This window comes from Reyranella sp. (assembly GCF_965279465.1).
In the GTDB taxonomy this organism is placed as follows: Bacteria; Pseudomonadota; Alphaproteobacteria; order Reyranellales; family Reyranellaceae; genus Reyranella.
This window is the reverse complement of sequence record NZ_OZ257242.1, coordinates 6700278-6725688: the sequence shown is the minus strand read 5'-3', so window position 1 is coordinate 6725688 and position 25411 is coordinate 6700278. Positions and strand designations below refer to the sequence as shown.

The window sequence follows — 25411 nt, the reverse complement described above, 5'->3', positions numbered from 1 at the left end:
CCGCGGGCGCATCATGGCAAAGGAGCGGATCAGTCTTCCAGATGAGCGACTGAACCATTTCGAGGGCAAGCTCGATCAGGTCGTGGAATTGCTGCGTGAGTTGAATGTTCAACAAGGTGAGGCGCTTGCTGCCGTGGTCGGCATGAGTAGAGATCGGGCCAACGACTCGGATTTTCCAGCTTGAATACGGCCCTTCCTGTCGTCCTGAGCGCAGCGAAGGACCTCACGCCAGCTGCGCGGCCCATGTCTGAGCGCTCGGTAAGATCCTTCGCTACGCTCAGGATGACAAGGATGAGAGCCTGTGGCGATCGTCTTGCATGCTCATCCTATGCCCCGCGAGGCGCGCCGACGAGACGCGCGGCATCCTGCATGTCGTGCGCGAGCGCCAGGGCCGTCGCGCGGTCGAGTTGGCTCGAGATGCCGACGGACGCGATGGTCTGGGCGATCGTCCCCATGCCGTCGAGCACCGGGACGGCGACGATGGTGACGCCGGCGATATAGTTGCCGCGGTCGATGCTGAAGCCCTGACGGCGGGTCGCCTCGACCTCCTTGCGCCAGGTCGCGAAGGACGGCGAGTTGTTCCAGCGCAGCGCGCGGAAGCGCCGCTCGATCTCTTCCGGCGGATGGCGGCTGAAGGCCGCGACGCAGCGTCCGGTTGCCGAGATCATCGTTGGGAATCGGCTGCCGATGTCGACATGCAGCCGCACCGGCGCCTGGGTCTGCGACAGCGCCACGACGACCATGTGACGGAGGTTCGGCACGTCGACGCCGATGGCGGTGACCGGATAGCGCCGAGACAGGTCGTCGATATGCGGCTGCACAGCGCTCGGGAAGTCGGCCAGTTCGAGAGCGTTGCGCGCCAGGGCCAGCGTGCCCAGGCCCAGGCGGTACCGCTTGCCGATATCGACCGCGACCAGCTCCTCGGCCACCAGCGCGCGCAGGATATGCAGCGCCGTGCTGGGCACCAGCCCCAGCTCCTGCGCGATCGCCTTCATGCCAACGGGTGCCTTGGCTCGGCCGAGCAGGCGCAGGATGGCGACGGCGCGGGTCACGGCAGGAACGGCACGATGGGTCATGATTGTCCATATACAATTAACGATTTTTCTGTACAACTCCGTCGCGCTGTCCGACCTTCGGGGCGATGAGCAAGCTGACGGCCTATACGAGCTATGCCGATGCGCAGGCGCACTTTGCGTCCGCCAGGCTCTGGGAGCTGTTCGACGGCGACCGCGAGCGGCTGAACATCGCGCACGAATGCATCGACCGGCATGTCGAGGGCGAGAAGACTGCCGTCATCGTGGTCAAGGCGGCCGGCGGCGAGGAGGTCCTGAGCTATCGGCAGATCAGCGAGGACTCCGCCCGCGTCGCGCACTGGCTGCTGTCAAAGGGCGTCGAACCGGGAGACCGGATCGCGATCAAGCTCGAGCCGTCGCGCGCCTTCTATGCCGCGGTGTTCGGCGCGATGAAGGCCGGCGCGATTGCCGTGCCATTGTTCACGCTGTTCGGGCCCGATGGCGTCAAGTTGCGGGTCGAGGATTGCAAGCCGAAGCTGCTGATCGAGACGGCCGAGTTCTTGATCGGGCTCGACGCCTTCCCGGCGAGCTTCACGCCGGACACGCGGGCCGACCAGCTCGCGATCTTCCAGTACACGTCGGGCACCACGCGCGAGTTGCCGGAGGCGGTGAAGCACACCCACCGCGCCCTCGTCACGCTCATGGTGGCGGCGTTGTACGGCACCGGATTGCGGCCGGGTGACCGCTTCATCTGCCCGTCGTCGCCGGCCTGGGGCCACGGCCTGTGGCACGGCACGCTGGCGCCGCTCGCGCTTGGCCTCACGATCGGCGCCTATGCTGGCAAGTTCGACGCGGCGCGTCTGCTGCAGGCGCTGGAGGACCACCGCTTCACCAACATCTCCGCCGCCGCCACGCACTACCGCATGATGCGCGTTTCGGGCGCGGCGCCGCAGCATCGCTATTCCATCGAGAAGCTGTCCTTCACCGGCGAACCGATCGACAGCGAGACGGCCGCTTTCGCCGAGGCGACCTTCGGCCATCCGGTCTGCAGCATGTACGGCACGACCGAGATCGGCGTAATTCTGGTGAGCTATCCCGGCGCCGAGGATTTCGTCGTGAAGCCCGGCTCGCTCGGCAAGCCGATCCCGGGCGGCAAGGTCGAGGTGCAGGATCCCGAGGGCAAGCCGTGCCCGCCGGGCGTGATGGGCGAGATGAAGGTGTGGCGGCGCAACGGCTGGATCGCGACCAAGGATCTCGGCCGCACCGACGAGGACGGCTACTTCTTCCATGGCGGCCGCGCCGACGACGTCATCATCTCCGCCGGCTGGACGATGAGTGCCATCGAGATCGAGGACGCCGTGCTGAAGCACCCCGACGTGCGCGAGGTCGGCGCGATCGGCGTGCCCGACGCGCTGCGCGGCCAGGTGGTGAAGGCCTTCGTCGTGGCGAATCGCAAGGGCGACGAGGCTTTCGCGAAAGAGATCCAGGATCTGGTGCGGCAGCGCCTCAGCCAGCACGAATATCCGCGCCTCGTCGAGTTCGTGGCCGAGTTGCCCAAGACGCCGGCCGGCAAGGTGAACCGCAAGATGCTACGGACAAAGGAAAAGGCACATGTCGACTGACACGATCGAGCGCAGCTTTCCCAAGATCACCGAGGAGGGGCTCGACGCGCTGCGCGAGCGCATTGGCGTCAAGATCGGCCAGACCGCCGAGCCGTGGTGCCACGAGGCAACGCGCGACAACATCCGCCATTACGCCCATGGCATCGGCGACGACAACCCGTTGTGGTGCGTGCCGGAGTACGCCAGGAAGACCAAGTTCGGCGACGTGATCGCGCTGCCGAGCTTCCTGTTCGCCACCAGCCGCATCATCTCGGGCTATGTCGGCGGCTTGCCGGGCATCCATGCGATGTGGTCGGGCTCGGACTGGAACTGGCACAAGACCGTCAACCGCAACGACGAGATCACGACCGAGGCCTGGCTCAAGGACCTGATCATCCACGACACCAAGTTCGCCGGCCGCGCGGTGCAGCAGATCTATCACGTCGATTTCTTCAACCAGCAGGGCGACCTCGTTGCGGGCGCCGACAGCTGGTGCTTTCGCACCGAGCGCGACCACGCGCGCGAGAAGGGCACCAAGTACAAGGAGCTGCGCCAGAAGCCGGTGCGCCGCTACACCGACGAGGAGCTGGCCGACGCCGGCAAGCTCTACGCCGAGGAGAAGATCCGCGGGAGCGAGAAGCGCTACTGGGAGGACGTGAAGGAAGGCGAGGCGCTGCCGACCATGGTCAAGGGCCCGATGACCGTGACCGGCTTCATCGCCTACGCCCAGGGCTGGGGCGGGCTCTACATCCGCGCCAACAAGCTCGCCTGGAAGCTGCAGGACGCGCATCCCGGGCTCGGCATCAAGAACCGCTTCGGCATCCCCGACTGCCCCGAGCGCGTCCATTGGGAAGAGGAGTTCGCCCACGAGGTCGGCGCCCCGGGTGCGTACGATTACGGCCCCGAGCGGGCGTCGTGGCTCACGCATCACATGACCAACTGGATGGGCGACGACGGCACCCTGCGCAACGCGACCTGCAAGATCCGCCGCCACAATCCGGCCGGGGACATCCTGTTCATCAAGGGCAAGGTGACGCGCAAGTATGTCGAGAACGGCCGGCACCTGGTCGCCATCGAGCAGGAGGCGCGCCAGCAGGACGACGAGCTGTCGATCCTCGGCACCGGCATCGTCGAGCTGCCCAGCCGCGGCTGATATGGCCGGCGCGCTCTCCGGCCTCAAGGTCGTCGACCTGTCGCGCGTGCTGGCCGGCCCGCTCTGCACGCAGATGCTGGCCGACCATGGCGCCGCGGTGATCAAGGTCGAGCCGCCCTCGGGTGACGAGACGCGCCATCTCGGCCCGCCGTTCGATGCGAACGGCGTGGCCGCCTACTTCGGAGCCGTCAATCGCGGCAAGCGGGCGATCACGCTCGACCTGACGCAGCCAGACGCCCGCGCGACGCTGGAAGCGCTGCTGGAAGAGGCGGACATCCTGGTCGAGAATTTCCTGCCCGGCACGCTCGAGCGATGGGACCTCGGCTACGAGACGCTTCATGAGCGTCATCCGAGCCTGATCTATTGCTCGATCTCGGGCTTCGGCGCCGACGGCCCCCTTGGCGCCCTGCCGGGCTACGACGCCGTGCTCCAGGCGATGTGCGGCGTGATGAGCATCAACGGTACGCCCGAGTCGGGCGCCACCCGGGTCGGCATTCCGATCGTCGACTACGTGACGGGATACAACGCACTCAGTGGCATCCTGCTGGCGCTGCAGGCGCGGCATCTCAGCGGGCGGGGACAACGGGTCGAAGTCACCCTGTTCGATACCGCGCTCAGCATGCTGGTGCCGCACGCCGCCAACTGGCTGTCCTCGGGCCGCACCCCCGGAAGGCTGGGAAGCGCGCACCCCAACATCGCGCCATACGACAAGTTTCAGGCGGGCGACGGCGAGCTGTTCCTCGGCGTCGTGAACGACGGTCAGTTCCGTCGTTTCTGCGCACAGGTCGGACATGCCGAATGGGCGACCGATCCACGCTTCGCAACCAATCCGGCGCGCGTCCAGCACCGCGCCGAGCTGCGGGCCGAGATCGAGCGCACGCTGGCCTCGTTCAAGGTCGAGGAGATCTGCGGTGCGCTGATGAAGAACGGCGTGCCGGCCGGCGCGGTGAACACGGTGCCGCAGGCTTTCGCCCAGCCGCACGTCGCACACCGCGAGATGCTGATCGAGCAGGACGGCCACCGGGCGCCCGGTATCCCGGTGAAGCTCAGCGAAACACCGGGCAGTCCCGGGTTTCCGCCCCCCGAGATCAATCAACATGCAGAAGAAATTCTCGCCGAGGTGGAACGGCGGAAAACAAGGGAGAGAAACGATGAAGCGTAGGATCCTGTTGTTCCTCGCCGCGGCCTTGGCCGCTCTGCCCGCTGCGGCGCAAACCTATCCGAACAAGCCGATTCGACTGATCGTGCCGTACCAGGCCGGGCAGGGGACCGACGTCGCGGCCCGGCTGATCGCCGAGCCCCTCGGAAAGGCGCTGGGCCAGCAGATCTTCGTGGACAACAAGCCCGGTGCCGGCGGCAATATCGGCACCGAGGCCGCTGCCAAATCGCCGACTGACGGTTACACCTTGCTGATGGGCACGGTGGCAACCCAGACGATGAACGAGTTCCTGTACGCCTCGACGGGCTACGACTCGGAGAAGGACTTCGCGCCCATCATCCTGGTCGGCATGCTGCCGATGGTTATCTCGGCCAATCCCGAGTTCCCTGCCAGGACCATCCCCGAGCTGATCGCTGCCGCCAAGGCACAGCCCGACAAGATCAACATCGCGCTGCCCAGCACGACGGCGCGCATCGTCTACGAGCTGTTCAAGCAGCGCGCCGGCGCGCCGCTGTTCGGCGTGCCCTACAAGGCCTCGGCGACGGCGATGACCGAGACGATGGGCGGACAGGTGCCGCTGATCATCGACACCGCGACCGCCACGCGCGGCCATGTCCAGTCCGGCAAGCTGAAGGCGCTGGCGATCACCACGCTGAAATCGAGCGAGCTGCTGCCCGGCGTCAAGTCGGTCGCCGAGCAGGGCATCGAAGGCTTCGAGGTCACGGCCTGGAACGCGATGTATGCGCCGCGCGGCACGCCGAAGGACCTCGTCGACCGCCTGAATGCCGAGCTGGTGAAGATCCTCGCCCAGCCCGAGATCCGCCAGCGGCTGCTGCAGCTCGGCTTCGAGCCGACCAGCAGCACGCCCGAGCAGCTCGCGACTTTCGAGAAGCAGGAGCGCGCCAAGTGGGGCCCGCTGATCAAGGCCGCCGGGCTGAAGGCCGATTGACGGTCATATCTTCCGGACCGCGAGCGTCCCGCTCGCTCAGAGGCATGAGCGAGCGGGACGCTCGCGGTCCGGAAGAAATTGAGATCAGGCCACGTCGTAGCGGTCGAGGTTCATGACCTTGGTCCACGCGGCGACGAAGTCCGTCACGAACTTGCCGCCGGCGTCGGCGCAGGCGTAGACCTCCGCCAGCGCACGAAGCTGCGAGTGTGAGCCGAAGATCAGGTCGGCACGGGTGGCCGTCCATTTGACCGCGTTGGTCTTGCGGTCGTGGCCCTCGAACACGGTTTCGGAGCCGGCGGAGGGCTGCCACTGCGTGCCCATGTCGAGCAGGTTGACGAAGAAGTCGTTCGTCAGCGTCTCGGGCCGCTTGGTCAGGACGCCCTGTGCGGACTGCCCGACATTGGTGCCCAGCACACGCAGGCCGCCGACGAGGACGGTCATCTCCGGTGCCGTAAGGGTCAGCAGTTGCGCGCGGTCGACAAGCGCCTCCTCAGGGGACATGCGCTGCTGGCCGCGATAGTAGTTGCGGAATCCGTCAGCCGTGGGCTCGAGCGGCTCGAAGGAGTGCGCGTCGGTCTGCTCCTGCGAGGCGTCCATGCGGCCCGGCGTAAACGGGACCGTCACGTCCTGCCCGCCGGCCTTGGCGGCCTTCTCGATCGCAGCACCACCGGCGAGGACGATCAGGTCGGCCAGCGAGACCTTCTTGCCGTCCGTCGCCGAGGCGTTGAAGTCCTTCCGGATCGCCTCCAATGCTTGCAGCACTTTCGCGAGCTGGGCCGGCTGGTTGACCTCCCAGTCCTTCTGAGGCGCCAGGCGGATACGCGCGCCGTTCGCGCCGCCGCGCTTGTCGGAGCCGCGGAACGTCGAGGCCGACGCCCAGGCGGTCGAAACGAGCTCGGAGACCGACAAGCCCGATGCCAGGATCTTCTCCTTCAGCGCCGCGATTTCCGGTTCGCGGATCAGCGGATGATCGACGGCGGGAATCGGGTCCTGCCAGATCAGCCTTTCCTTCGGCACGAGCGGGCCGAGATAGCGGTGGATCGGGCCCATGTCGCGATGGGTGAGCTTGAACCAGGCGCGAGCGAATGCGTCGGCGAACTGCTCCGGATGCTCGTGGAAACGCCGCGAGATCTTCTCGTAGGCGGGATCCATCCGCAGGGAGAGATCTGTCGTGAGCATGGTCGGCACGTGCTTCTTGGCAGGATCGAACGCGTCCGGAATGTCGGCGGGTGCGTTCTTCGCCTTCCATTGCTGGGCGCCGGCCGGGCTCTTGGTGAGCTCCCAATCGAACTTGAAGAGGTTGTCGAAGAAGTGATTGCTCCACTTCGTCGGGGTTTGCGTCCAGATGACTTCCGGGCCGCCGGTGATTGCATCCTTGCCGACGCCGGTGCCGAACTTGCTCTTCCAGCCGAGGCCCTGGTCCTCGATCGCCCCGCCTTCCGGCTCCGGGCCGATGAGCGACGGATCGCCCGCGCCGTGGGTCTTGCCGAAGGTGTGTCCGCCGGCGATCAGCGCGACGGTCTCCTCGTCGTTCATCGCCATGCGGGCAAAGGTCTCGCGGATGTCCTTGGCGGCCGCGACCGGATCGGGCTTGCCGTTTGGGCCTTCCGGATTGACGTAGATCAGGCCCATTTGCACCGCGCCGAGCGGTTGCTCGAGCTGGCGCTCGCCGCTGTAGCGCGAATCGCCGAGCCACGTACCTTCGGGGCCCCAGTAGAGCTCCTCGGGCTCCCACACATCGGCGCGGCCACCGGCGAAGCCGAAGGTCTTGAAGCCCATCGATTCGAGGGCGACGTTGCCGGTGAGGATCATCAGGTCGGCCCAGGAAATCTTGCGGCCGTATTTCTGCTTGATCGGCCACAGCAGGCGCCGCGCCTTGTCGAGATTCGCGTTGTCCGGCCAGCTGTTGAGCGGCGCGAAGCGCTGCTGGCCGGAGCCGGCGCCCCCTCGCCCGTCGGTCACGCGGTACGTGCCTGCGCTGTGCCACGCCATGCGGATGAAGAGGCCGCCGTAGTGGCCGAAATCCGCCGGCCACCAGTCCTGCGAGTCCGTCATCAGCGCGTGCAGATCCTTGATCACCGCGTCGAGGTCGAGGCTCTGGAATTCCTTCGCGTAGTCGAAGTCCCCGTCCATCGGATCAGACAGGGGGGAGTGCTGCTTGAGAACGTCGACGTTCAGCTGGTTCGGCCACCAGTCGGCGTTCTTGCGTGCTTGGGGCTTTCCGCCGCCTCCCGTAAACGGACACTTGCCGGCGTCTGACATGGGCTTCTCCAGTCTCAGTTTAGAGTAATTCTAAATTAATGAGGCACGTGGACGCGAAATTCAAGCTCTACAACGCCGAATCCTTCGAGCGTGACGGAGGGTAGGCCGGGTCGGGAAGACCATCACTGCGGAGAGGGGATTGCAATCGTGGAACAGTGACAGCGGCGGACGGCGGCTCGGCAGCAGGATTCGCCCTCGATCCGGCACATACTCTGCTATTTGAAGCGACACTGTATGATCGCCTGTGGTCGAAAGCCGATCGTCGGCGGCCGAAGCGGACGGTGGGATTGGGGCCGAGCGATATGGTGTCGATTTTCATCCGTGTCTGTTCTTTTGCCACCATTCTTCTTTGCCTGCTCGGGGTTTGGCCGCCGTTGTCTGCAAGGGCCGCAGTCGGATGTGACGCAAACGATCCGGCAAGCTCGCTGCGGACTGCTACCGGAGATTGCCTCTCCTTCCGTGCGTCATCGAATGCGCGACCTGGCCTTCCGCTGATCGTATTCATGCACGGCGATGGCGGGGCCTTCGTCAACGACAGCACTTGGGCAGCGCTCGGCGAGGGGGCCGACGCTCTCGCCGCCGCGACTGCGGCGACCTTCGTCGTCCTCGTGCGACCGGGCTATAGCGGTCCCGGAGGACGCTCCAGCGGTTCGGCCAAACCAAACGACGACGATTACACGGCCGAGAACGCGCGCCTCGTTGCCGATGCGATCACCGCCTTGAAATTGCGCCTGAAGCCGACGCGGACGATTGTCGGCGGCACCTCGGGAGGTGCCGCCATGGCCGCGCTGGTGATCGCGCGCTACCCGGGAGTCGCCGATGCCGCCTGGCTGGTCGCCTGCCCTTGCCAGATACAGCCCTGGCGCGCCTGGCGGCAGCAATCGGCCAACCGGAACCGGCCATGGTCTGCATCTCTGTCACCCGACGAATCTCTTGCCGGAGTGCCCCGTGGCGTTCGCATCGCCGCGGTAGTCGGCGACAAGGATCAGAATACCCTGCCGCGCTTCTCCGAGGCCTACGTCGCAGCCGCCAAAGCGCGGGGAATCGACGCCAGCCTGACGATCGTTCCAGGAGCGACTCATGGATCTGCGTGGCGGAGCCGCGAAGCAGCAACGGTGCTCTCTTCGCTACTGAGGTAGCGTGGCACCCCCAACTTGAGCCGGCGAAGCCGAAGGTCTTGAAGCCCATCTCGAGGCCGACGTTGCCGGTAGAAATCCTCAAGTCGGACGAGGAGATACTGCGGCCGTGCTTCTGCTTGATTGGCCACAGCAGGTTTCCAGATGTCCACGCCAACTCGGTCTACGGAAGCTCGCTCAGCGCATGTGCTCCCAGAGCTCTCGCTCATGCTCGTGACGACTGTGCTCGAACCCCTGGAAATCGCCTCGTGACACGACGCCGATGATCTTGCCTGCCTTGAGAAGCGGTACGTGTCGGAAGCCCTTGTCCCACATCAACCGGAGCGCATCGATCGCGGTCTCGCTCGGGGAGAGGGTCGCCGGATTTGCAGTCATGACATCCAGTAGCCTGGTCGCAGTGGCGTCAGCCCCCACCGCCAACACCCGACAGACGGCGTCGCGTCCTGTAAATATTCCCACCAGAGTTCCGTCGGCTTCCGCGACAAGGACCGACCCGGCGCGACGGTCGCGCATCGCCTGGCACGCCTCTTTCACGGTGGCAGTTGGCGGCAAGGTCAACGGCTTCTGGTCGAAGACGATATCACGGAGCTGTCTCATGACGGGAACTCACGGCGAGCGGGCAGAAAACCCAACTTACGTTACGGGCCACGACCTCCGTTTGATCTGCGTCAACTTCCGACGATTACGCCTCCGGTGGTGTGAGCGCCACCCTTACTTCAAAGTGCAGGTGAACGTCGTTCCATCCGCCGTTTGGCCGGTCGCCAGATTGCCGGCCTCGTTCTTCTTGACGGCGTAGCTGCCGCCTTGCGGATAGGGTGACAGGCGTATCGTGGCGCGATCGCCTCCCTTGTAGTCGTAGCTGGCGATCAGCTTCGCGTCGCAGACCCATTTCTGGCTGCCCTGCGCGGCGGATTCGGCAAGAGCTCCGCCCGCGACAAGGGGCACGAGCGCAATCGGAATCCTGCGTGCTGACCGCAACCAAGACATGCTCGAGACCTCGTGTCAGGGGTACTTGATGCCAGCCTTGGCCGTGCCCAGGCTCTTGCCGACCGAGTCGCGTGCCACGACCGACCATTCATATCGATGGCTGCTGGGTGGGCACGGGCCGACGAACGTAAAGGCACCCGCAGCGACGCCGCCGTCGCCATTGTAAGCGGCCTTGCCGCCGCCATGGGAAAACATGGGCGCATCGAGATCCGTCATCTTGAACTCGAGCTGAGTAGTACCAGCCGGCGCGTTCGCAATTGTGAACCGCGGCGACGGGCTGTTGATCGGCCGGCCGTTGCAGGCCGTGATGCCATCCCAAGTCGGCATTACCGCAAAAGCGCCCTGAGCCTGCGCTCCGAAACCTGCGGCGGCTGCAAGCGCAACCGCATCAAACATTCCTTTGAAGTATGCCATGCCCTTCTCGCACCATCAAAGAAGCGACATCATCGGTGTATAAGGGCGAGTGCTCCAGCAGACAAGGTCAGTACGCGGCGGTGAACCTCTTGCGGATGTGCTTGCCCTTCTCGAGCTCGTCTAGGATGGCCACGGCGAAGTCCTCGCGGCTGATCAGGCTCTGGCCTTCCTTGTCCTCGATCAGCTTGTCGAGGCCGAGGCGGAACTTGCCGGTGCGCCTGCCAGGTTGGATCGAGGCGGCAGGGGAGATTGCGGTCCAGTCGAGGTCCGTCACCTTCTTGATTTCCTCGTAGGCGAGGGACGCGGGCTTGGAGGTTGGCGGCTGGACGCCCTTGTCCGCCATGTGCTCCAGGTGAGTGCGGCCGTCCTTGCGCAGCAGGCTGCCGGCGCCGATCACGAACAGGCAGCGCTTCACGCCGGCCTTACGGATGACGTCGATGATGCGGGTGACGTCGTTCTCGTTCCACTTCACGGAGACGACCACCGCGTCATGGCCCTTGACCACCTGCGTGAGCCCGGGGCCGTCGCTGGTGCTGCCGGCCCGGATGGTCATGCCCGGACGGGGATCGAGCTTGCGCGGATCGCGCGTGACGGCGGACACCGTGTGGCCGCGGCGCAGGGCCTCGTCGAGGATGCGGCTGCCGATCGCGCCGGTGGCGCCGATCAGGACGATGTTCATGGTTGTGTTCCTTTCATGAGATCGCGGATCGCGGCGACCGTTTCGTTCGGCACTTCCTGCGGGACATTGTGGCCGACCCTCGGGATGAGGCGGCGCTCATACGGGCCGGTGAATTTTGGCGCGCTGTGGTCGGTACGCGAGACAGGGCCGACGCCGTCGTCTTCGCCATGAAGATTGATCGTCGGTACGGCGATGGCCGGCTGAGCCTGCAGCCTGGCTTCGATCGCGACAAATGCCGGATCGCCGGGGACATAGCCGTAGCGGTGACGGTACGACTGGATCACGACGGCCACGAAATCAGGATTGTCGAACGAGCTGGCGCTCGCCTCGAAGGTCGCCTCGTCGAACGCCCAGTTCGGCGACCACAGCTTCCACAGCAGCCGGCAGACGTCGCGGCGGTTCTCGGTGAGGCCAGCCACACCGCGCGCGGTGTTGAAGTAGTATTGGTACCAGAGACGATGCTCCTGGGCGGCCGACGCCGGCTTCACCGACCCGGCAATGTCCTGGATGTTGTAGCCGGTGCAGCTCACCAGCGCCCGCGCGCGCTCGGGCCAGAGCGCCGAGACCACGCAGGCAGCGCGGCCGCCCCAGTCGTAGCCCATCAGGATCGCGCGGCCGATCCCGAGCGCGTCCATGAACTGGAGCAGGTCGTTGCCGAGCGCCGCCTGCTCGCCCGAACGCGGCGTGGCGGCGGAGAGGAAGCGAGTCGGGCCATAGCCGCGGAGGTACGGCACGAGAACGCGGTAGCCGTCGGTGGCCAGCGGCGGCGCGACCTCGTCGAAGCAGCGCGGATCGTACGGGAAGCCGTGCAGCAGGATGACCGGCGCGCCGTCGGCGGGCCCGTGTTCCTCGTAGGCGATGTCGAGCGTCGGAGTGCGGATCGAAGGCATGGAGCAAACCTAGACCAGATTCTCGCGCCATCCGCGACTCATTATGGTCACCGGAGCGCAAATGGCTTTCAATCCGGCGCTTATCTCATGAGGCGCCACTTCCGCTCGCGTTGACAGGGGCGCCGGCCAGCCGCACGCTGGCAAAAACAGGAGGAAACCATGGCTCGGTTCGATCGTGTGATCCGCGGCGGCATGATCGTCGACGGCAGCCGCCTGCCGCGCTTTCGCGGCGATATCGGAATCAAGGACGGGCTGATCGCGGAGATCGGCAAGATCGGCGCCGGCGAGGCCGACGAGACGATCGATGCCGACGGGCTGATCGTGGCGCCGGGCTTCGTCGACCTGCACACTCATTACGACGCGCAGCTGTTCTGGGACCCGTACTGCACGCTGTCGGCCTGGCACGGCATCACCTCGGTTGTGATCGGCAACTGCGGCTTCGGCTTCGCCCCGGTGCGGCCGGCCGAGCGCGAGCGGGCTATGCTCACCATGACTCGGGTCGAGGCGATCCCCATGGCCTCCATGCAGCAAGGCATGCCGTGGAGCTGGGTGACGTTCCCGGAGTTCCTGGACGCGGTCGATCGCGCCCCCAAGGCGGTGAACATCCTGCCCTATGTGCCGGTGTCGCCGATGCTGATCTGGGTGATGGGCTTCGAGGCGGCCAAGGCCGGCAAGCTGCCGACGCCCGAGCAGCATGCCGAGCTGCGCCGGCTGCTGAACGAGGCGATGGATGCCGGCGCCTGCGGCTGGTCGGCCCAGCGCATGCTGCCGACCGGCCCGGCCGCGGTGCAGCGCGACCATGACGGCTCGCCGATGCCGACCGACGTAATGCACGACGACACCTGCCGCGAGTTCGCGAAGGTGCTGGCCGAGCGCAACGATGGTTTCATGCAGATGCTGCTGGTATCGGGCGACAATGCCCGCGACCGCGCCTTCTACGAGGAAATGGCGACGCTGAGCGGTCGGCCGATTATCATGAACGTGGTCCAGGCATTCGACGACCGACCGCACATCCATCGCAAGTTGCTGGAATGGCTGCGGAGCTGCCGCGAACGCGGCATCCGCGTGGTCGGGCAGGGGCTCACGACCGACGCCGGCTTCACCTTCACCTTCGAGGACTGGAACCTGTTCGACGACCAGCAGGTCTGGTGCGAGGCGACCACCGGCACGCACGCCGAGCGGCTGGCCAAGCTGGCCGATCCGGCGCGCCGGGCCGCGCTGCGGGAGAAGCTGCCCGCCACCGCGACCGGTCCGCTGCCGCAGGTCGCGATCGTCGGGCCGAAGCTCGACAAGAACAGGAAGTGGCTCGACTATACGCTGGCCCATGCCGGCGAGAAGATGGGCAAGCATCCGGTCGACGTGATGCTCGACATGGCGGTCGAGGAGAATCTCGAGACCGAGTTCTTCGCCGCCCCGCCCAACGGCCGGATCGACTATCTGAAGGAACTGGTCGACGATCCCTACGTGCTGTTCGGTGTGTCCGACGGCGGCGCCCATACCAAGTTCCTGACGGCCGGCCGCTATCCGACCGAGACGCTGTGCAAGGTGGTGCGCGAGCACCGGATGATCTCGCTCGAGGAGGCGCATTGGCGGCTGTCAGCGCTACCGGCCGAGGTGGCAGGTTTCCGCGGCCGGGGCGTGCTGAAGAAAGGCGCGCCCGCCGATATCGTCGTCTACGATTTCGACGGATTGCGCGTGCTGCCGGATGAGATCGCACACGACCTGCCGGGTGGCGAATGGCGCCGTATACAACGCGCCGAGGGCTACCGATACATCCTGGTGAACGGCGAGGTCACCATGCGCAACGGCCAGCCGACCAACAGGCATTCGGGCCGCCTCCTTCGCCACGGCGCTTAGGGCCGCAGGCCAATCGGCTCGAACGGCTGTTCATCGCGCTTGGGTGAACTACCACCTCGATCATCGTCTTTTCATGTTCGTGCCATGCTGGCGGCTGCCGTCCGCGCGCAATGCCTTGCTCGGGGCAGGATTGTGCGGGCGGATGGGAGAACCAGCCCGGCCATGGCGCGGTGCGGAAGCGCGACGTCACGCCAAAGTGACGAGGCCGGGATGGCGCGTCGCCCAGCACATCTGACGGTTGTCGCTCATCGCCAAAAGAAAAGGCGGTCCGTGAAGACCGCCTTTCAGCCTGCCAGGTCGCGCCCTACTGGGCGGCGCAGGGATGGATATTCATATCCGGGCCGAGATCATACGGCGGCGGGACCTGGGCCAGAGAGGTGGTCTTGGGGTCCAGCGCCCATTCCAGGGCGCGCAGGCCGCGGCTGCAGAATTCCTTGTCGACCGGCGCCTTCTGGGCCGTGCGGTTCGCGAACTCGGTGACCACGACATCGACGTTGAGGCGCTTGCGGCGGGCGAGTTCCTGCAGGGAGCGCGCGTTGGTCGCAAGATCGCCCTGGTACTTCTGGAGGAAGCTTGCATATTGGGGTTCGTAGGCACGGCCGCCGCTGGCGTTCTGGCACTGCAGCGCCACCACGCTCATCTCCTGCTGGAGCATGCGGGCTCGAACCGTGCCCAAATCGGCCTCATTGTAGCAGATTGAGCGAGTCTGAGCCGCGGGCGGCGAAGGCGTAGCGGCCGCTTGATAGTCCGCCGCCGGGGCTTTCTTGGCGGGTGCCGCCGTCTTGGCGCCACCGAACGTGCATCCGCCCAGCGCCAGGCCGCCTGCCACCAGAACTGCCGCCTGCATCAGCTTCATGATCATCCGCTCACTCCAAATCCATTAGCCAGAAGAAGGGCCGACAGCGGGTACAACAGATGGGGGGCTGTTTCAAACCTAAAGTAGAGTCGGTCGGTGCAGGGCCTTGGCCAGCGCCCTGTCGAAAATCTCGAGGCCGAGGTCGATCTCGGCAGGCTCGATGGTGAGCGGCGGGGCTATGCGGAAGATGCCGTATCGGCCTCGCACCACGGACGTCATCATGCCGAGTTTCAGGCATTCCCGTGCCACTCTCTGGGCAAGCTCCGGATCGGGCACCTGCTGCGTCGGTCCTTCACGAGGCCGAGGCCAAGCAGCAGGCCGCGGCCGCGTACGTCGCCGATGCATTCGTCGCGTTGCTGCAGCGCAACCAGACCGTCCTTCAGGCGCCGGCCGCGCTCGGCGGCGCGTTCGGTGAAGCGGCCCGCGCAGGATGACCTCGATCGCCTTCAGCCCGACGGCCGCAGGCGACGGGTCGGAAGCATGGGTGGTGTGGAAGAGGAAACCGCGCTCGGCTGCTACATCCTCGATCTCGGGCGCGGGCAGGACCAGCGCGCCGGGCTGCGGCGGGCCGCAGCCCTTGCGGCTCGAGGAGTAGGTGTTGGAGGCCGCACCGCCGGTGACGCCGTGCCACGAGCGACTCGTCGCGACGACCTCGTGCCGGCCGGTCACCAGCTTGGTCATGCGCAGCGTCGCCTCGTTTGATTCGCCGCCGGTCGAGACCAGCAGGATGCGGTCGCTTGCCGGGCGAGACCTTGGCGATCAGTGCCTCAGAATCTCCTCCGGGCTTTCGAGGTGGCCGCCGGGGAGGGTAGTCATGATACGTCATTGCCGAGAGCGGCCTTGACCAGCGGCAGGCGGTCGTTGCCGAAGAACATCGAGTCGCCGACGAAGATCGTCGGGCTGCCGAAGCCGCCGCGCGCGATCAGTTCGTCAGTGTTGGCCCGCAGGCGTGCCTTGCACGTGTCAGTCTCGATGCCGGCGAAAAATCTTTGGCGCTCGATGCCGGCCTTGGCGGCGATGTCGGCCAGCGCGTCCTCCTTCGAGATGTCTCGGTCGTCGCCCCAGTAGGACTCGAAGGCGGCGGTGGCGTAGGGCACCAGCTTGCCCTCGTCCAGGGCGACGAAGGCGCCGCGCATGCATTTGACGCTGTTCACGGGAAAGACCTTGGGCGGGAAGACGATCCTGAGATCGTAGAGGCGCGCCCAGTCGGCGAGGTCCTTCAGCATATAGGATTGCTTGCGCGGATTGGGCTTGGCCCGGCTGTCGTAGACGGTCTGGTTGACCGCGTTGAAAACGCCGCCGACCAGGATCGGCTTCCATGCAATCTCCGCGCCCAGCTCGGCGGCGAGCGGTTGTACCGCATGAAAGGCGAGATACGTCCACGGGCTGGAGCAATCGAAGTAGAAGTCGAGCCGCCGCGCCATTTCGTCCTCCCGCCATTGGTCAGCCTTGTCGTTGCCACAACCGCCCCGTATCTTGCAAATCCATGACGGTACCGGCTGGAAAGCCCAAGAAAGTTGCCTCTCGTGAGATAGCGCCCCGGAAAGTGGCGATTGTCGTGCATCAGGAGCATTCGCGGCCCGGTCGGGTCGGTGCGCTCCTCGAGGAGCGCGGTTACGAGCTCCACCGTCTTTGCCCCAATCTCGGCTGCAACTTGCCCGCGGACATGTCGGACTATTCCGGCGTGGTGATCTTCGGTGGCCCGATGTCGGCCAACGATTGCGGGACGCTGTCCGGCATCAAGTGCGAGCTCGACTGGATCCCCAAGGTGGTCGAGGCGGGCGTGCCGTACCTCGGCCTCTGCCTCGGCGCCCAGCTCCTGACCCGCGCCGCCGGCGGCCGGGTCGGCCCTCATGCTGAAGGCAAGGTCGAGATCGGCTATGTCGACGTCGAGCCGACCGAAGCCGGCCGCGCTTGGTTTCCCGCGCCGATGAAGGTCTACCAGTGGCACCGCGAGGGCATGACCTTGCCCGACTGCTGCGAATTGCTGGCGACCAACGACACCTACCCCACGCAAGGGTTCCGCTGCGGCGCCAACGCCTTCGGCTTCCAGTTTCATCCCGAGGTGACGCTCGAGATGAAGAAGATCTGGACGATCTCGGCCGCCGAGCGCCTGAAGATGCCGGGCGCGCAGCAGCGCGGCGTGCATCTCTCCATGCATCCGCTCTACGACCCTCCAATTGATCGCTGGATCAACCGCTTTCTCGACCGCTGGCTGGCGACCGACAAGCGTCAAGTGTTGAGGGAGCCCGTGAAGCTTTCGTCCGATCCGCCTGTGGAACAGCTTCTCGCCGCCGAGTAGCGGCACGTCGGGCATCGTAGTACCGCCGCGCTGCTTGGGCTACGTTCGCCCGAATCACCGGGAGACGAATGAATGGGCGCACTGATTTTCGTTGCGGCGCTGGTCATCGTGGCGCTGGTCGTGGTGTTCGCTGGCGTGAAGACCGTCCACCAGGGAACCAACTGGACGATCGAGCGATTCGGCCGTTACACGCGCACCCTGCCGCCGGGCCTCCATTTCATCGTGCCCTTCGTCGACACGGTGGGGCGCAAGATGAACATGCAGGAGAACGTCCTCGACATCCCGTCGCAGAAGGTCATCACCAAGGACAACGCGACGGCCGAGGTTGATGCCGTCGCGTTCTACCAGGTGGTCGACGCGGCGCGCGCGGCCTACGAGGTGGAGAACCTCCATCGCGCCATCACCAACCTGGCGCTCACCAACATCCGCAGCGTGATGGGCAACATGGCGCTCGACGAGGCGCTGTCGAGACGAAACGACATCAACAACACCCTGCTTGCGGTGATCGACCAGGCGACCAACCCGTGGGGCGTCAAGGTGCTGCGCATCGAGGTCAGGGACATCGCACCGCCCGACGACATCGTCGTCGCGATGGGCCGCCAGATGAAGGCCGAGCGCGAGAAGCGCGCCACCATCCTGGAGGCCGAAGGCGTGCGCGAATCCTCGATCCAGCGCGCAGAGGGCGAGAAGCAGTCGGCGATCCTGACGGCCGAGGGACGGCGCGAAGCGGCCTTTCGCGACGCCGAGGCCCGCGAACGCCTGGCCGAGGCCGAGGCCAAGGCGACGTCCGTCGTTGCCGAGGCGATTGCCGGAAACGGCGTGCAGGCAACCAACTACTTCCTCGGCACAAAATATGTCGAGGCGCTCTCCAAGATGGGCTCGAGTCCCAACTCGAAGGTCTTCTTCCTGCCGGTCGAGGCGGCAGGCGTCATGGCGTCTATCGCAGGCATCGGTGAACTCGCCAAGGAAGCGCAGGCACGCGGCCTCACGACCGAAGCCAGCCGGCCGCGCGCTTCCGTTCCCGGCTCGGGCTGACGCATGGGAATGTTCAAGATCGTCTTCTGGTACTGGTGGGCACTCGCAGCACTGCTCCTGGTCTGCGAGATGATGCTGCCCGGCGTGGTTTTTCTGTTTCTTGCCATCGGTGCGGCCGCCGCCGGCACCGTGTTGCTGATGGCAGCGGACGTCTCGCTCGAACTCCAGCTCGGTGTTTTCGCGATCGTCTCGGTCGCCTCGTCAGTCGGCCTTCGGCGTTACCTTCGCGGCTTGCTGCCGGCTGCGTCCACGCTCAACGCTCGTGGTGAATCCCTTGTCGGGCAGACCTTCGTGCTCGATCAACCGATCCTCGGTGGCCGCGGCCGTATCAAGCTCGGGGACGGAAGCTGGAGTGTCACCGGGCCCGACATGGTCGCGGGTGCAAAGGTACGCGTCGCGGCCGTCAGCGGCACCGAGCTCCGGGTGGAGCCGGCACCTTAGCGGGCGGTCAGCGAGCCGGGACGTAAACCGTCGATGGCGGCGGGTCGGTGACCACCACGGCATTCGCAGGGACCGGGGTCGGTTTCTCGACGACGGTGCGCTCGCTGCGCACGGTGCAGGCGGACGCGGCGGCGAGGATGACGACGGCAAGAATGACTTTCTTCACGGAGTGTTCTCCTTCAGGCTGGGCTGGAAGGTTCAACGGCGCGGACCCGTGCGGGTTGCGCTGGACGAGGGAGGGAGAATGAACACCCGCTATGGTTGGGTGGTGGTGGGTGCGGGGGCGCTAATCTCGTGCGTTGCGATGGGATCGGCCTTTTCTCTCGCGATATTCCTGCAACCGATCTCCGTCGACACGGGATGGTCACGGGGCGGCGTGTCGAGCGCCGCCACCCTGCTCTTCATCGTCATGGGCTTCTCGGCTTTCGGTTGGGGTTGGCTGAGCGACCGGTGGGGGGTGCGCCCGGTGATCGTCGCGGGCACGGTGTTGCTGGGGATCGGCCTGGTGGCGACCAGCCGCGCGCCCGATTTGCTTCAGTTCCAGCTTCTGTTCGGCATCCTGATCGGCACCGCGGGCGGCGCCTTCTATGCGCCGCTGATGACCGTGGCCGCGGCCTGGTTCGAGCGCCATCGCAGCCTCGCGGTGGCGCTGATCTCGGCCGGCACGGGGATGGCGCCGCTCCTCGTCGCGCCGATCGTGCGCTCGCTGATCACGAGCTATGACTGGCGCACGGCGATGCTGATGCTGGGTATCGGCTCGACCGTCGTGGTGGTGCCTGCCGCGCTGTTGATCCGCAAGCCGCCGCCGGCCCTCCCGCCGCAGGGCATGCCTGCCCATCGCGGCGGCGCGACGTCCTCGCAACCGCCAATGACGGCAGCGCAGGCCTTCCGCACCTCCGCCTTCGTGGCGATCGCACTGACCCATTTCTGCTGCTGCGCGGCGCACTCCGGCCCGATCTTCCATATGGTTACCTACGCCATTGGCTGCGGCATCGCCCCGATGGCGGCGGTCAGCGTATTCGGCGTGGCCGGCCTGTCGGGCCTGGGTGGCCGCATCGTGTTCGGTCTGTCCTCCGACCGGTTCGGGGCGAAGCCGGTGCTGGTGATCGGTCTGCTGATCCAGGCCATTGCCGCCGGCACGTACATATTCGTCAGCCAGCTCGGCGAGTTCTATGCCCTCGCCGTCGTCTTCGCGCTGGCCTACGGCGGCGTGATGCCGCTCTACGCTACCCTGGTGCGGGAGTACTTCGGGTTGCGCATCATGGGCACGGTGTTCGGTGCGGTGTCTGCCGTTGCCAATTTCGGCATGGCGCTGGGCCCGGTGGCCGGCGGTTGGGCATTCGACACCTTCGGCGGCTACGGCTGGCTCTACATCGGCTCGTTCGGCATTGGACTCGGTGCAGTGGCCGTCGCGCTGACATTCAAGCCTGCGCCGCGGCACGCACCGCTCGCGGTCCAGCCCGCCTGAACTGCTCTTCCCCGTCGCGCTGCGCGCAGGGAGGAATATGACCAGCTTCTTGACGAGGAGCGTCATCGGGTCAATAGTTAACCAGTATGTTAACTATAGCCTTGCAGGAGGATGGGACATGAAGCTCCACTACGGCTGGGTCGTGGTTGCCGCCGGTGCCCTGATGGGCTGCGTCGCCATCGGCTGCCTGTTCTCGCTGGCGGTCTTCCTGCAGCCGATGACGGAAGCGACCGGCTGGTCGCGCACCGGCATCTCGACGGCGATGACGATCGACTTCCTGGCGATGGGCGTGGCGGCCTTCGGCTGGGGCGCGCTGACCGACCGCTTCGGCCCGCGCATCGTCGTGCTTTCGGGCGCGGTGTTGCTCGGGCTCGGCCTCGTGCTGGCCAGCCGCACGACCAGCCTGCTGCAGTTCCAGCTCGTCTACGGCTTGATCGTGGGCGTCGCCGCCGGCGCGATCTTCGCGCCGACCATCGCTACGGTAACCGGCTGGTTCGACACGCATCGCAGCCTCGCGGTGTCGCTGGTCTCGGCCGGCATGGGCGTGGCGCCGATGACCATCTCGCCCTTCGCGAGCTGGCTGATCTCGTCCTACGACTGGCGGACGGCGCAGCTCGTGATCGGCATCGCCGCCTGGGTGATATTGATCCCGACGGCATTCCTTGTGCGCCGCGCACCGGTTGCCGGCGGTCCGGGCATGGCCGCCGCGGCGTCGGGCGATAACGGCATGACCGTCGGCATGGCGCTGCGCTCGCCGCAGTTCATCATCCTGTCGGCGACCTTCTTCGCCTGCTGCGCGATGCATTCGGGCCCGATCTTCCACACGGTGAGCTACGCCATCGCTTGCGGGCTGGCCCCGCTGGCCGCCGTCACGATCTACAGCGTCGAAGGTCTGGCGGGGTTGGGCGGCCGCTTGATCTTCGGCCTCGCCGGCGACCGCTTCGGGGCCAAGCCGACCCTGGTCGTCGGCCTGCTGATCCAGGCGTTTGCGGCTGGCGCGTACTTCTACACGAGCCACCTCGGCGAGTTCTATGCCGTGGCCGTGGTGTTCGGCGCAGCCTATGGCGGCGTGATGCCGCTCTACGCCGTGATTGCGCGAGAATACTTCCCGATGCGCATCATGGGCACGGTGTTCGGCGCGGCCGCCATGATATCGAGCCTCGGCATGGCACTCGGGCCAGCGCTGGGCGGCTGGATCTTCGACCACTTCGGCACGTACGGCTGGCTCTATGTCGGCTCGTTCGCTGTCGGGCTCGGCGCCACGGCAATCGCGCTTTTCTTCCCCCCTTTCCCGTCACGCCAGCGCGCGACAACAGCGCAGCCCGCGTGATCGGCTAGCCGCCGATCACCTTCTTCTCGATCATGCAGTGGATGCCCTTGTTGCCGTCCACTGTCTGGGTGACGTGGAGATCGGCCTGCAGGCTGCACAGCATGTAGGCGTCTGACGCGGAAAGGCCGGTCTTGGCGCTGATCAGGCGGATCATGTCGCGCAGCGCTTCCTTGGCGGCGTCGTCGAGATCGGGATCGAAGCCATGCGTGATCCAGTGGGTCGCCGTCTCGGCGCGCGGGTTGACGAGCTTCATGTCCTTGCGCACCGTGAACTTGAAGGTGCCGCTGAGATTGGTCTCGAGCGCGGTCAGGTTGACCTCGCCGTCGCCCTGCACGCCGTGGCCGTCGCCGGTCGAGAACAGGCCGCCGTCGGCGAACACCGGGAAATACACCGTGGTGCCGACCTGGAAGTGCTTGTTGTCGATGTTGCCGCCGAAGGCGCGCGGCTCGATCGAGCTGCAGGCGCCCCATTCGGCCGGCGGCGCCACCCCCATGATGCCGAAGAACGGTCTAAGCTGGATCTCTAGGCCCCACGGCATGGTGCAGACGCCGCGATTGGAGTCGATCGGGATGTGCGTCAGCTTGTAGAAGGGGAAGTCCTCCGGCAGCGTGCCCATCAGCGGCCGCTGCACGTTCCAGCCCCAGTTGGTGCGGAACTTGATGTCGAGCACCTCCACCGCCAGAACGTCGCCGCGCTCGGCGCCCTCTACATGCACCGGCCCGGTCAGGATGTGACGGCCGAGATGCGGCGTGAGCTTTTCCAGGATCTCGCGGTGCTCGGGCAGCACGTTCATCGGCGGCTCGGGCAGGATTTCCTTGGCGCCCGACACGCAATGGATGGTCGCGATATCCCCGGACTTGATGCGGAGCTGCGGCGGCAGCTTGCTGTCGAAATAGCCCCAGTGGCAGGTCTCGGGCGAGGAATGAAGTTCGTACGTGGCCATGCGGAATCCCCCGGTTGCCCAGAGGTTGAAGCACGAACGGTGCCTCGGATGCTATAGGGACCCATGAACTATCGGCACGCATTTCACACTGGAAACTTCACTGAAGTCCTGAAGCATATGGCTCTGTGTGAGCTCCTTCGTTTGCTGGCGGCCAAGGACAAGAAGCTGTTCGTGCTCGACACTCATGCCGGCGCTGGCGGGTACGACCTTCTGGCTGTCGAAGCAGGCCGTACGCGGGAGGCGAAAGCAGGCATCCTGCGGCTTTTGGCGGCGGGGCGGGCCGGCATGCCCGCTGCCGTCGTGCGCTATCTCGCGGCGGTCGCGGCCTACGACCGCAAGTTCGGGCCGGCGGGCGGTGCACTGCGCCGCTATCCCGGCTCGCCCCGGCTGATTCGGGCGGCTCTGCGGCCGGGCGATCGCTTCATCGCGTGCGAGCTTCATCCTGCCGACGCGCTGACCCTGAAGCGCGAATTCGCGGGCGACCAGGCGGTCGAGGTGCGGCAGGCCGATGGCTATCATGCGCTCAAGGCGCTGCTGCCGCCGGCCGAGCGGCGCGGCCTCGTGCTGATCGATCCGCCCTTCGAGGCGGCGGACGAATTCGAGAAGCTGGCCCGCGCCGTGAAGCAGGCGCTGCGGCGGTTCGCGATCGGCTGCTACGCGATCTGGTATCCGATCAAGGATGAGGAAGCCGTCGCAGGCTTCATCGCGGGACTGGCCGGCCTGAAGGCGCTGACCCTGGAGCTGCGGCTGCCGCCGTCGGCCGAGGGCAAGCTGTCGGCCTGCGGGCTGGCGGTGATCAATCCGCCCTGGAAATTCGACGAGGCGATGGCGGAGGCGCTGCCGTGGGTCGGGGCGGCACTGGGCGCAACGCCTGCCATTGCGACGGTTCCGGCATGAAGATCGTCAGGACGAACGACACGAAGCACAGCGCCGCGCCGCCCAGAATGGCGCCCGTATAGGAACCGAAGAAATCGTAGGCGTACCCCGCTACGGGCGAGCCAAGGAGGGCGCCGAAGCCAACGCCGCTGTACAGCGCGCCGATCACCGAGCCGAGCGCGCGGCCGCCGAAATAGTCGGCGGCGAGCGACGGGGCGATGGCCACGAAGCCGCCATAGAAGGCGCCGAACAGCAGCGCGAAGGCGATCAGCGCGGGTCCGCTGGTCGAGATCGACCAGACCACCAGCATGACGCCCGCGCCGGCATACATCATCGCGAACGACATCCGCCGGCCGAGCCAGCTCGTCAGGCTGGCGAACAGGAAGCGTCCGACCGTGCTGCCGGCTCCCAGCAGCACGATCAGCATCACGCCGAACCCTTCGCCGAGCCCGACGTCGCGCGCATAGGGCACGAGATGCACGAACGGGGCGAACAAGCCGAACGACAGCAGCAGGGCACCCACATAGATGGTCCAGAAGGGTCGGGACCGCATCGCCTCGCCGAGTGTGAAGCCCGGCGCGATAACGTCGACGCCGCCGGGCGCCGGCGGATCGCCGTCGGGACCTAGACCGTAGCGCTGCGGCGGCGGACGGATCAGGAGGCCCGCGACGACGGCGCCGACCGCCGTGATGCCGGCCAGGACGAGGTAGGTCTTGCGCCAGCCGATCGCGGCGATCAGCTCGTGCGCCAGCGGCGCGCCGATCAGGGTGCCGACGCCGATGCCGGCCACGGCGAGGCCACTGGCCGCACCCCGCCGCCGGACGAACCAGCGCTGCACGGCCGCGACGCTCGGCACGTAGGAGAATCCGACGCCCAGCCCAACCCCCAGGCTGTAGCCGAGATAGACCTGCCACAGCGCGCCGGCCTCGGCTGCGAGCACCAGCCCGAGGGAGATCGCCAGCAGGCCGCCGGTCACGACCGGACGTGGCCCGAGCCGGTCGGCGATCAGGCCGGCCGGCAGGCCGAGCAGGAAATAGAGGAAGGCCGAGATCGAAAAGACCAGCGAGGTCTCGCCCCGTTGGGCGCCGAATTCGGCCTCGAGTGCCCCGAAGAAGGCGGCGAAGGAATAGGCCACCGTGTAGCCCGTGAGCATGCAGATGAACGCGCCGCCGACCACCCACCAGCCGGCGAACACCCGGGAAGGGGAGCTCACTGATCGTCTTTCGGCTTCCAGCCCCACAGGTTGTGCGCTGCGCGCGCGATTTCCGGATCGAGTTCCTGCGGGGCGATCTTCGTGCCGCGGCTCAGTTCCTCGACCATGATCCCCAGGCCGGCGAGCCGCGCATGCTGCTTGTCGTCGCTCGCAATGACGTGCCACGGCGCATGATCGGTGTCGGTCTTTTCGAGCATGTCGTCATAGGCTTCGAGATATTGCTTGCGCTTGCCTATGTTGCGAAAGTCCTCGGGCCCGACCTTGAAGCGCTTGTGCGGGTCTTCCAGCCGCTTGATCATGCGCTGGCGCTGCTCCTCCTCGCTGACATGGACCAGCAGCTTGACGATATGCACGCCGTCGTCGGCCAGGGTCCGCTCGAACTCGTTGATTTCGCGGTAGGCGCGCTGCCATTCGTCCTTGCCGCAGAAACCTTCGATCCGTTCGACCAGCACCCGACCGTACCAGGTGCGGTCGAAGACTGCCCAGTTGCCGCGTTCGGGCAGGCGGGTCCAGAAGCGCCAGAGATAGTGCCGGTTCTTCTCGTAGTCGGTGGGCGCGCCAATCCGCCAGACGTGGATAGAGCGCGGCTCGAGCCCGAAGATCATGCGCTGGATCAGCCCCCCCTTGCCGGCGGCATCCCAGCCGTCGATGGCGACCATGGCTCGCCCGCCCGAGCGCATATGGTGAACCTGCAGGTCGAGCAGCTCCTGCTGCAGCTTCTTCAGCTTGCGCTCGTAAGTGTCGTCGTCGAGTGGACCGTCGATCATCTCGATCTTGTCCAACTTCGGCCATTTTCCCATCGGTTCCTCCCGAAATCGATCGTGCCACAGGCGATTGACAGCAGCGA

Annotated in this window: 27 protein-coding genes; 13 read left to right on the top strand and 14 right to left on the bottom strand. The window is 66.2% G+C overall.

Translation table 11 applies throughout. The features are described 5' to 3' along the window. The first annotated feature begins 13 nt into the window (after window positions 1–13). On the top strand, window positions 14–184 hold the full coding sequence (locus ACQY8M_RS32750; RefSeq protein WP_428665189.1) for a hypothetical protein: 171 nt from the start codon (window positions 14–16) through the stop codon (window positions 182–184). A 142-nt stretch (window positions 185–326) separates the two neighbouring features. Here the strand turns inward: ACQY8M_RS32750 and ACQY8M_RS32745 are convergent, their stop codons facing one another. Next, complete coding sequence (locus ACQY8M_RS32745; RefSeq protein WP_428665186.1) at window positions 327–1076, bottom strand: IclR family transcriptional regulator; 750 nt, start codon at window positions 1074–1076, stop codon at window positions 327–329. 65 nt (window positions 1077–1141) lie between these two features. On the opposite strand from ACQY8M_RS32745, the gene ACQY8M_RS32740 reads away from it, so the two are divergent. From ACQY8M_RS32740 to ACQY8M_RS32725, 4 genes are read left to right on the top strand one after another with little or no spacing between them, the layout of a single operon-like run. Beyond that, a complete protein-coding gene (locus ACQY8M_RS32740) occupies window positions 1142–2635 on the top strand; it encodes an acyl-CoA synthetase (protein WP_428665183.1) in 1494 nt (497 codons plus the stop codon). Further along, the gene (locus tag ACQY8M_RS32735; protein ID WP_428665180.1) at window positions 2625–3767 is read left to right on the top strand and encodes an FAS1-like dehydratase domain-containing protein; all 1143 of its coding nucleotides are present in this window, start codon (window positions 2625–2627) and stop codon (window positions 3765–3767) included. The genes ACQY8M_RS32740 and ACQY8M_RS32735 overlap by 11 nt, the downstream gene beginning before the upstream one ends. Before the next feature lies 1 nt (window position 3768). Further along, on the top strand, window positions 3769–4929 hold the full coding sequence (locus ACQY8M_RS32730) for a CaiB/BaiF CoA transferase family protein (protein WP_428665177.1): 1161 nt from the start codon (window positions 3769–3771) through the stop codon (window positions 4927–4929). Then, window positions 4919–5875, top strand: coding sequence for a Bug family tripartite tricarboxylate transporter substrate binding protein (locus ACQY8M_RS32725; RefSeq protein ID WP_428665174.1), 957 nt, complete (start codon window positions 4919–4921; stop codon window positions 5873–5875). The genes ACQY8M_RS32730 and ACQY8M_RS32725 overlap by 11 nt, the downstream gene beginning before the upstream one ends. Window positions 5876–5959: 84 nt before the next feature. Here ACQY8M_RS32725 and katG read toward each other — a convergent pair whose 3' ends face one another. Then, window positions 5960–8137: a catalase/peroxidase HPI gene (gene katG, locus ACQY8M_RS32720; protein WP_428665171.1), complete on the bottom strand. Its 2178-nt coding sequence runs from the start codon at window positions 8135–8137 to the stop codon at window positions 5960–5962. Between the two features lie 155 nt (window positions 8138–8292). Here katG and ACQY8M_RS32715 point away from each other — a divergent pair, with 155 nt between their 5' ends. After that, on the top strand, window positions 8293–9276 hold the full coding sequence (locus tag ACQY8M_RS32715) for an alpha/beta hydrolase family protein (protein ID WP_428665168.1): 984 nt from the start codon (window positions 8293–8295) through the stop codon (window positions 9274–9276). Window positions 9277–9450: 174 nt separating this feature from the next. Here the strand turns inward: ACQY8M_RS32715 and ACQY8M_RS32710 are convergent, their stop codons facing one another. From ACQY8M_RS32710 to ACQY8M_RS32690, 5 genes are all read right to left on the bottom strand, one after another. Then, window positions 9451–9870, bottom strand: a complete 420-nt coding sequence (locus ACQY8M_RS32710) for a CBS domain-containing protein (protein WP_428665166.1) — start codon at window positions 9868–9870, stop codon at window positions 9451–9453. 114 nt (window positions 9871–9984) lie between these two features. After that, window positions 9985–10218: a hypothetical protein gene (locus tag ACQY8M_RS32705; RefSeq protein ID WP_428665164.1), complete on the bottom strand. Its 234-nt coding sequence runs from the start codon at window positions 10216–10218 to the stop codon at window positions 9985–9987. 57 nt (window positions 10219–10275) lie between these two features. After that, entirely contained in the window at window positions 10276–10674 is a 399-nt protein-coding gene (locus ACQY8M_RS32700) for a YbhB/YbcL family Raf kinase inhibitor-like protein (RefSeq protein ID WP_428665162.1), read from the bottom strand. Window positions 10675–10741: 67 nt separating this feature from the next. Beyond that, window positions 10742–11353, bottom strand: a complete 612-nt coding sequence (locus ACQY8M_RS32695; RefSeq protein ID WP_428665159.1) for an NAD(P)-dependent oxidoreductase — start codon at window positions 11351–11353, stop codon at window positions 10742–10744. Next, window positions 11350–12243, bottom strand: coding sequence for an alpha/beta fold hydrolase (locus tag ACQY8M_RS32690; protein ID WP_428665156.1), 894 nt, complete (start codon window positions 12241–12243; stop codon window positions 11350–11352). The genes ACQY8M_RS32695 and ACQY8M_RS32690 overlap by 4 nt, the downstream gene beginning before the upstream one ends. Window positions 12244–12402: 159 nt before the next feature. On the opposite strand from ACQY8M_RS32690, the gene ACQY8M_RS32685 reads away from it, so the two are divergent. Then, complete coding sequence (locus tag ACQY8M_RS32685) at window positions 12403–14100, top strand: N-acyl-D-amino-acid deacylase family protein (protein WP_428665153.1); 1698 nt, start codon at window positions 12403–12405, stop codon at window positions 14098–14100. A 304-nt stretch (window positions 14101–14404) separates the two neighbouring features. Here ACQY8M_RS32685 and ACQY8M_RS32680 read toward each other — a convergent pair whose 3' ends face one another. The 3 genes from ACQY8M_RS32680 to ACQY8M_RS32670 all read right to left on the bottom strand — a co-directional run bounded on the left by ACQY8M_RS32680 (window position 14405) and on the right by ACQY8M_RS32670 (window position 16380). Next, window positions 14405–14962 carry a hypothetical protein gene (locus ACQY8M_RS32680; protein WP_428665150.1) on the bottom strand — a complete coding sequence of 186 codons (558 nt, stop codon included), beginning with the start codon at window positions 14960–14962 and terminating at the stop codon, window positions 14405–14407. A 72-nt stretch (window positions 14963–15034) separates the two neighbouring features. Continuing rightward, on the bottom strand, window positions 15035–15637 hold the full coding sequence (locus ACQY8M_RS32675; protein WP_428665148.1) for a hypothetical protein: 603 nt from the start codon (window positions 15635–15637) through the stop codon (window positions 15035–15037). Between the two features lie 131 nt (window positions 15638–15768). Next, window positions 15769–16380: a 2-hydroxychromene-2-carboxylate isomerase gene (locus tag ACQY8M_RS32670; protein ID WP_428665146.1), complete on the bottom strand. Its 612-nt coding sequence runs from the start codon at window positions 16378–16380 to the stop codon at window positions 15769–15771. A 122-nt stretch (window positions 16381–16502) separates the two neighbouring features. Between ACQY8M_RS32670 and ACQY8M_RS32665 the strand changes: the two genes are divergently transcribed. The 3 genes from ACQY8M_RS32665 (at window position 16503) to ACQY8M_RS32655 (ending at window position 18734) form a co-directional block, all read left to right on the top strand. After that, window positions 16503–17258, top strand: a complete 756-nt coding sequence (locus ACQY8M_RS32665) for a glutamine amidotransferase-related protein (RefSeq protein ID WP_428665144.1) — start codon at window positions 16503–16505, stop codon at window positions 17256–17258. 72 nt (window positions 17259–17330) lie between these two features. Next, a complete protein-coding gene (locus tag ACQY8M_RS32660) occupies window positions 17331–18293 on the top strand; it encodes an SPFH domain-containing protein (protein WP_428665141.1) in 963 nt (320 codons plus the stop codon). 9 nt (window positions 18294–18302) lie between these two features. Further along, window positions 18303–18734 (top strand): NfeD family protein, encoded by a 432-nt coding sequence (locus tag ACQY8M_RS32655; RefSeq protein WP_428665139.1) that lies wholly within the window; start codon window positions 18303–18305, stop codon window positions 18732–18734. Window positions 18735–18741: 7 nt separating this feature from the next. On the opposite strand, the gene ACQY8M_RS32650 is transcribed toward ACQY8M_RS32655, so the two are convergent. Next, window positions 18742–18900 (bottom strand): hypothetical protein, encoded by a 159-nt coding sequence (locus ACQY8M_RS32650; protein WP_428665136.1) that lies wholly within the window; start codon window positions 18898–18900, stop codon window positions 18742–18744. Between the two features lie 78 nt (window positions 18901–18978). Between ACQY8M_RS32650 and ACQY8M_RS32645 the strand changes: the two genes are divergently transcribed. Both ACQY8M_RS32645 and ACQY8M_RS32640 read left to right on the top strand, forming a co-directional pair. After that, window positions 18979–20202 carry an MFS transporter gene (locus tag ACQY8M_RS32645; protein WP_428665133.1) on the top strand — a complete coding sequence of 408 codons (1224 nt, stop codon included), beginning with the start codon at window positions 18979–18981 and terminating at the stop codon, window positions 20200–20202. Window positions 20203–20320: 118 nt separating this feature from the next. Further along, complete coding sequence (locus tag ACQY8M_RS32640; RefSeq protein ID WP_428665130.1) at window positions 20321–21532, top strand: MFS transporter; 1212 nt, start codon at window positions 20321–20323, stop codon at window positions 21530–21532. A 4-nt stretch (window positions 21533–21536) separates the two neighbouring features. On the opposite strand, the gene ACQY8M_RS32635 is transcribed toward ACQY8M_RS32640, so the two are convergent. After that, on the bottom strand, window positions 21537–22475 hold the full coding sequence (locus tag ACQY8M_RS32635; protein ID WP_428665128.1) for an acetamidase/formamidase family protein: 939 nt from the start codon (window positions 22473–22475) through the stop codon (window positions 21537–21539). A gap of 63 nt (window positions 22476–22538) precedes the next feature. Between ACQY8M_RS32635 and ACQY8M_RS32630 the strand changes: the two genes are divergently transcribed. Next, entirely contained in the window at window positions 22539–23372 is an 834-nt protein-coding gene (locus ACQY8M_RS32630) for a 23S rRNA (adenine(2030)-N(6))-methyltransferase RlmJ (protein ID WP_428665125.1), read from the top strand. On the opposite strand, the gene ACQY8M_RS32625 is transcribed toward ACQY8M_RS32630, so the two are convergent. Both ACQY8M_RS32625 and ACQY8M_RS32620 read right to left on the bottom strand, forming a co-directional pair. After that, window positions 23272–24564 carry an MFS transporter gene (locus ACQY8M_RS32625; protein WP_428665122.1) on the bottom strand — a complete coding sequence of 431 codons (1293 nt, stop codon included), beginning with the start codon at window positions 24562–24564 and terminating at the stop codon, window positions 23272–23274. The genes ACQY8M_RS32630 and ACQY8M_RS32625 overlap by 101 nt on opposite strands. Beyond that, the gene (locus tag ACQY8M_RS32620) at window positions 24561–25364 is read right to left on the bottom strand and encodes a polyphosphate kinase 2 family protein (protein ID WP_428665119.1); all 804 of its coding nucleotides are present in this window, start codon (window positions 25362–25364) and stop codon (window positions 24561–24563) included. Before ACQY8M_RS32620 ends, ACQY8M_RS32625 begins: the two co-directional genes overlap by 4 nt. Window positions 25365–25411: the final 47 nt, after the last annotated feature.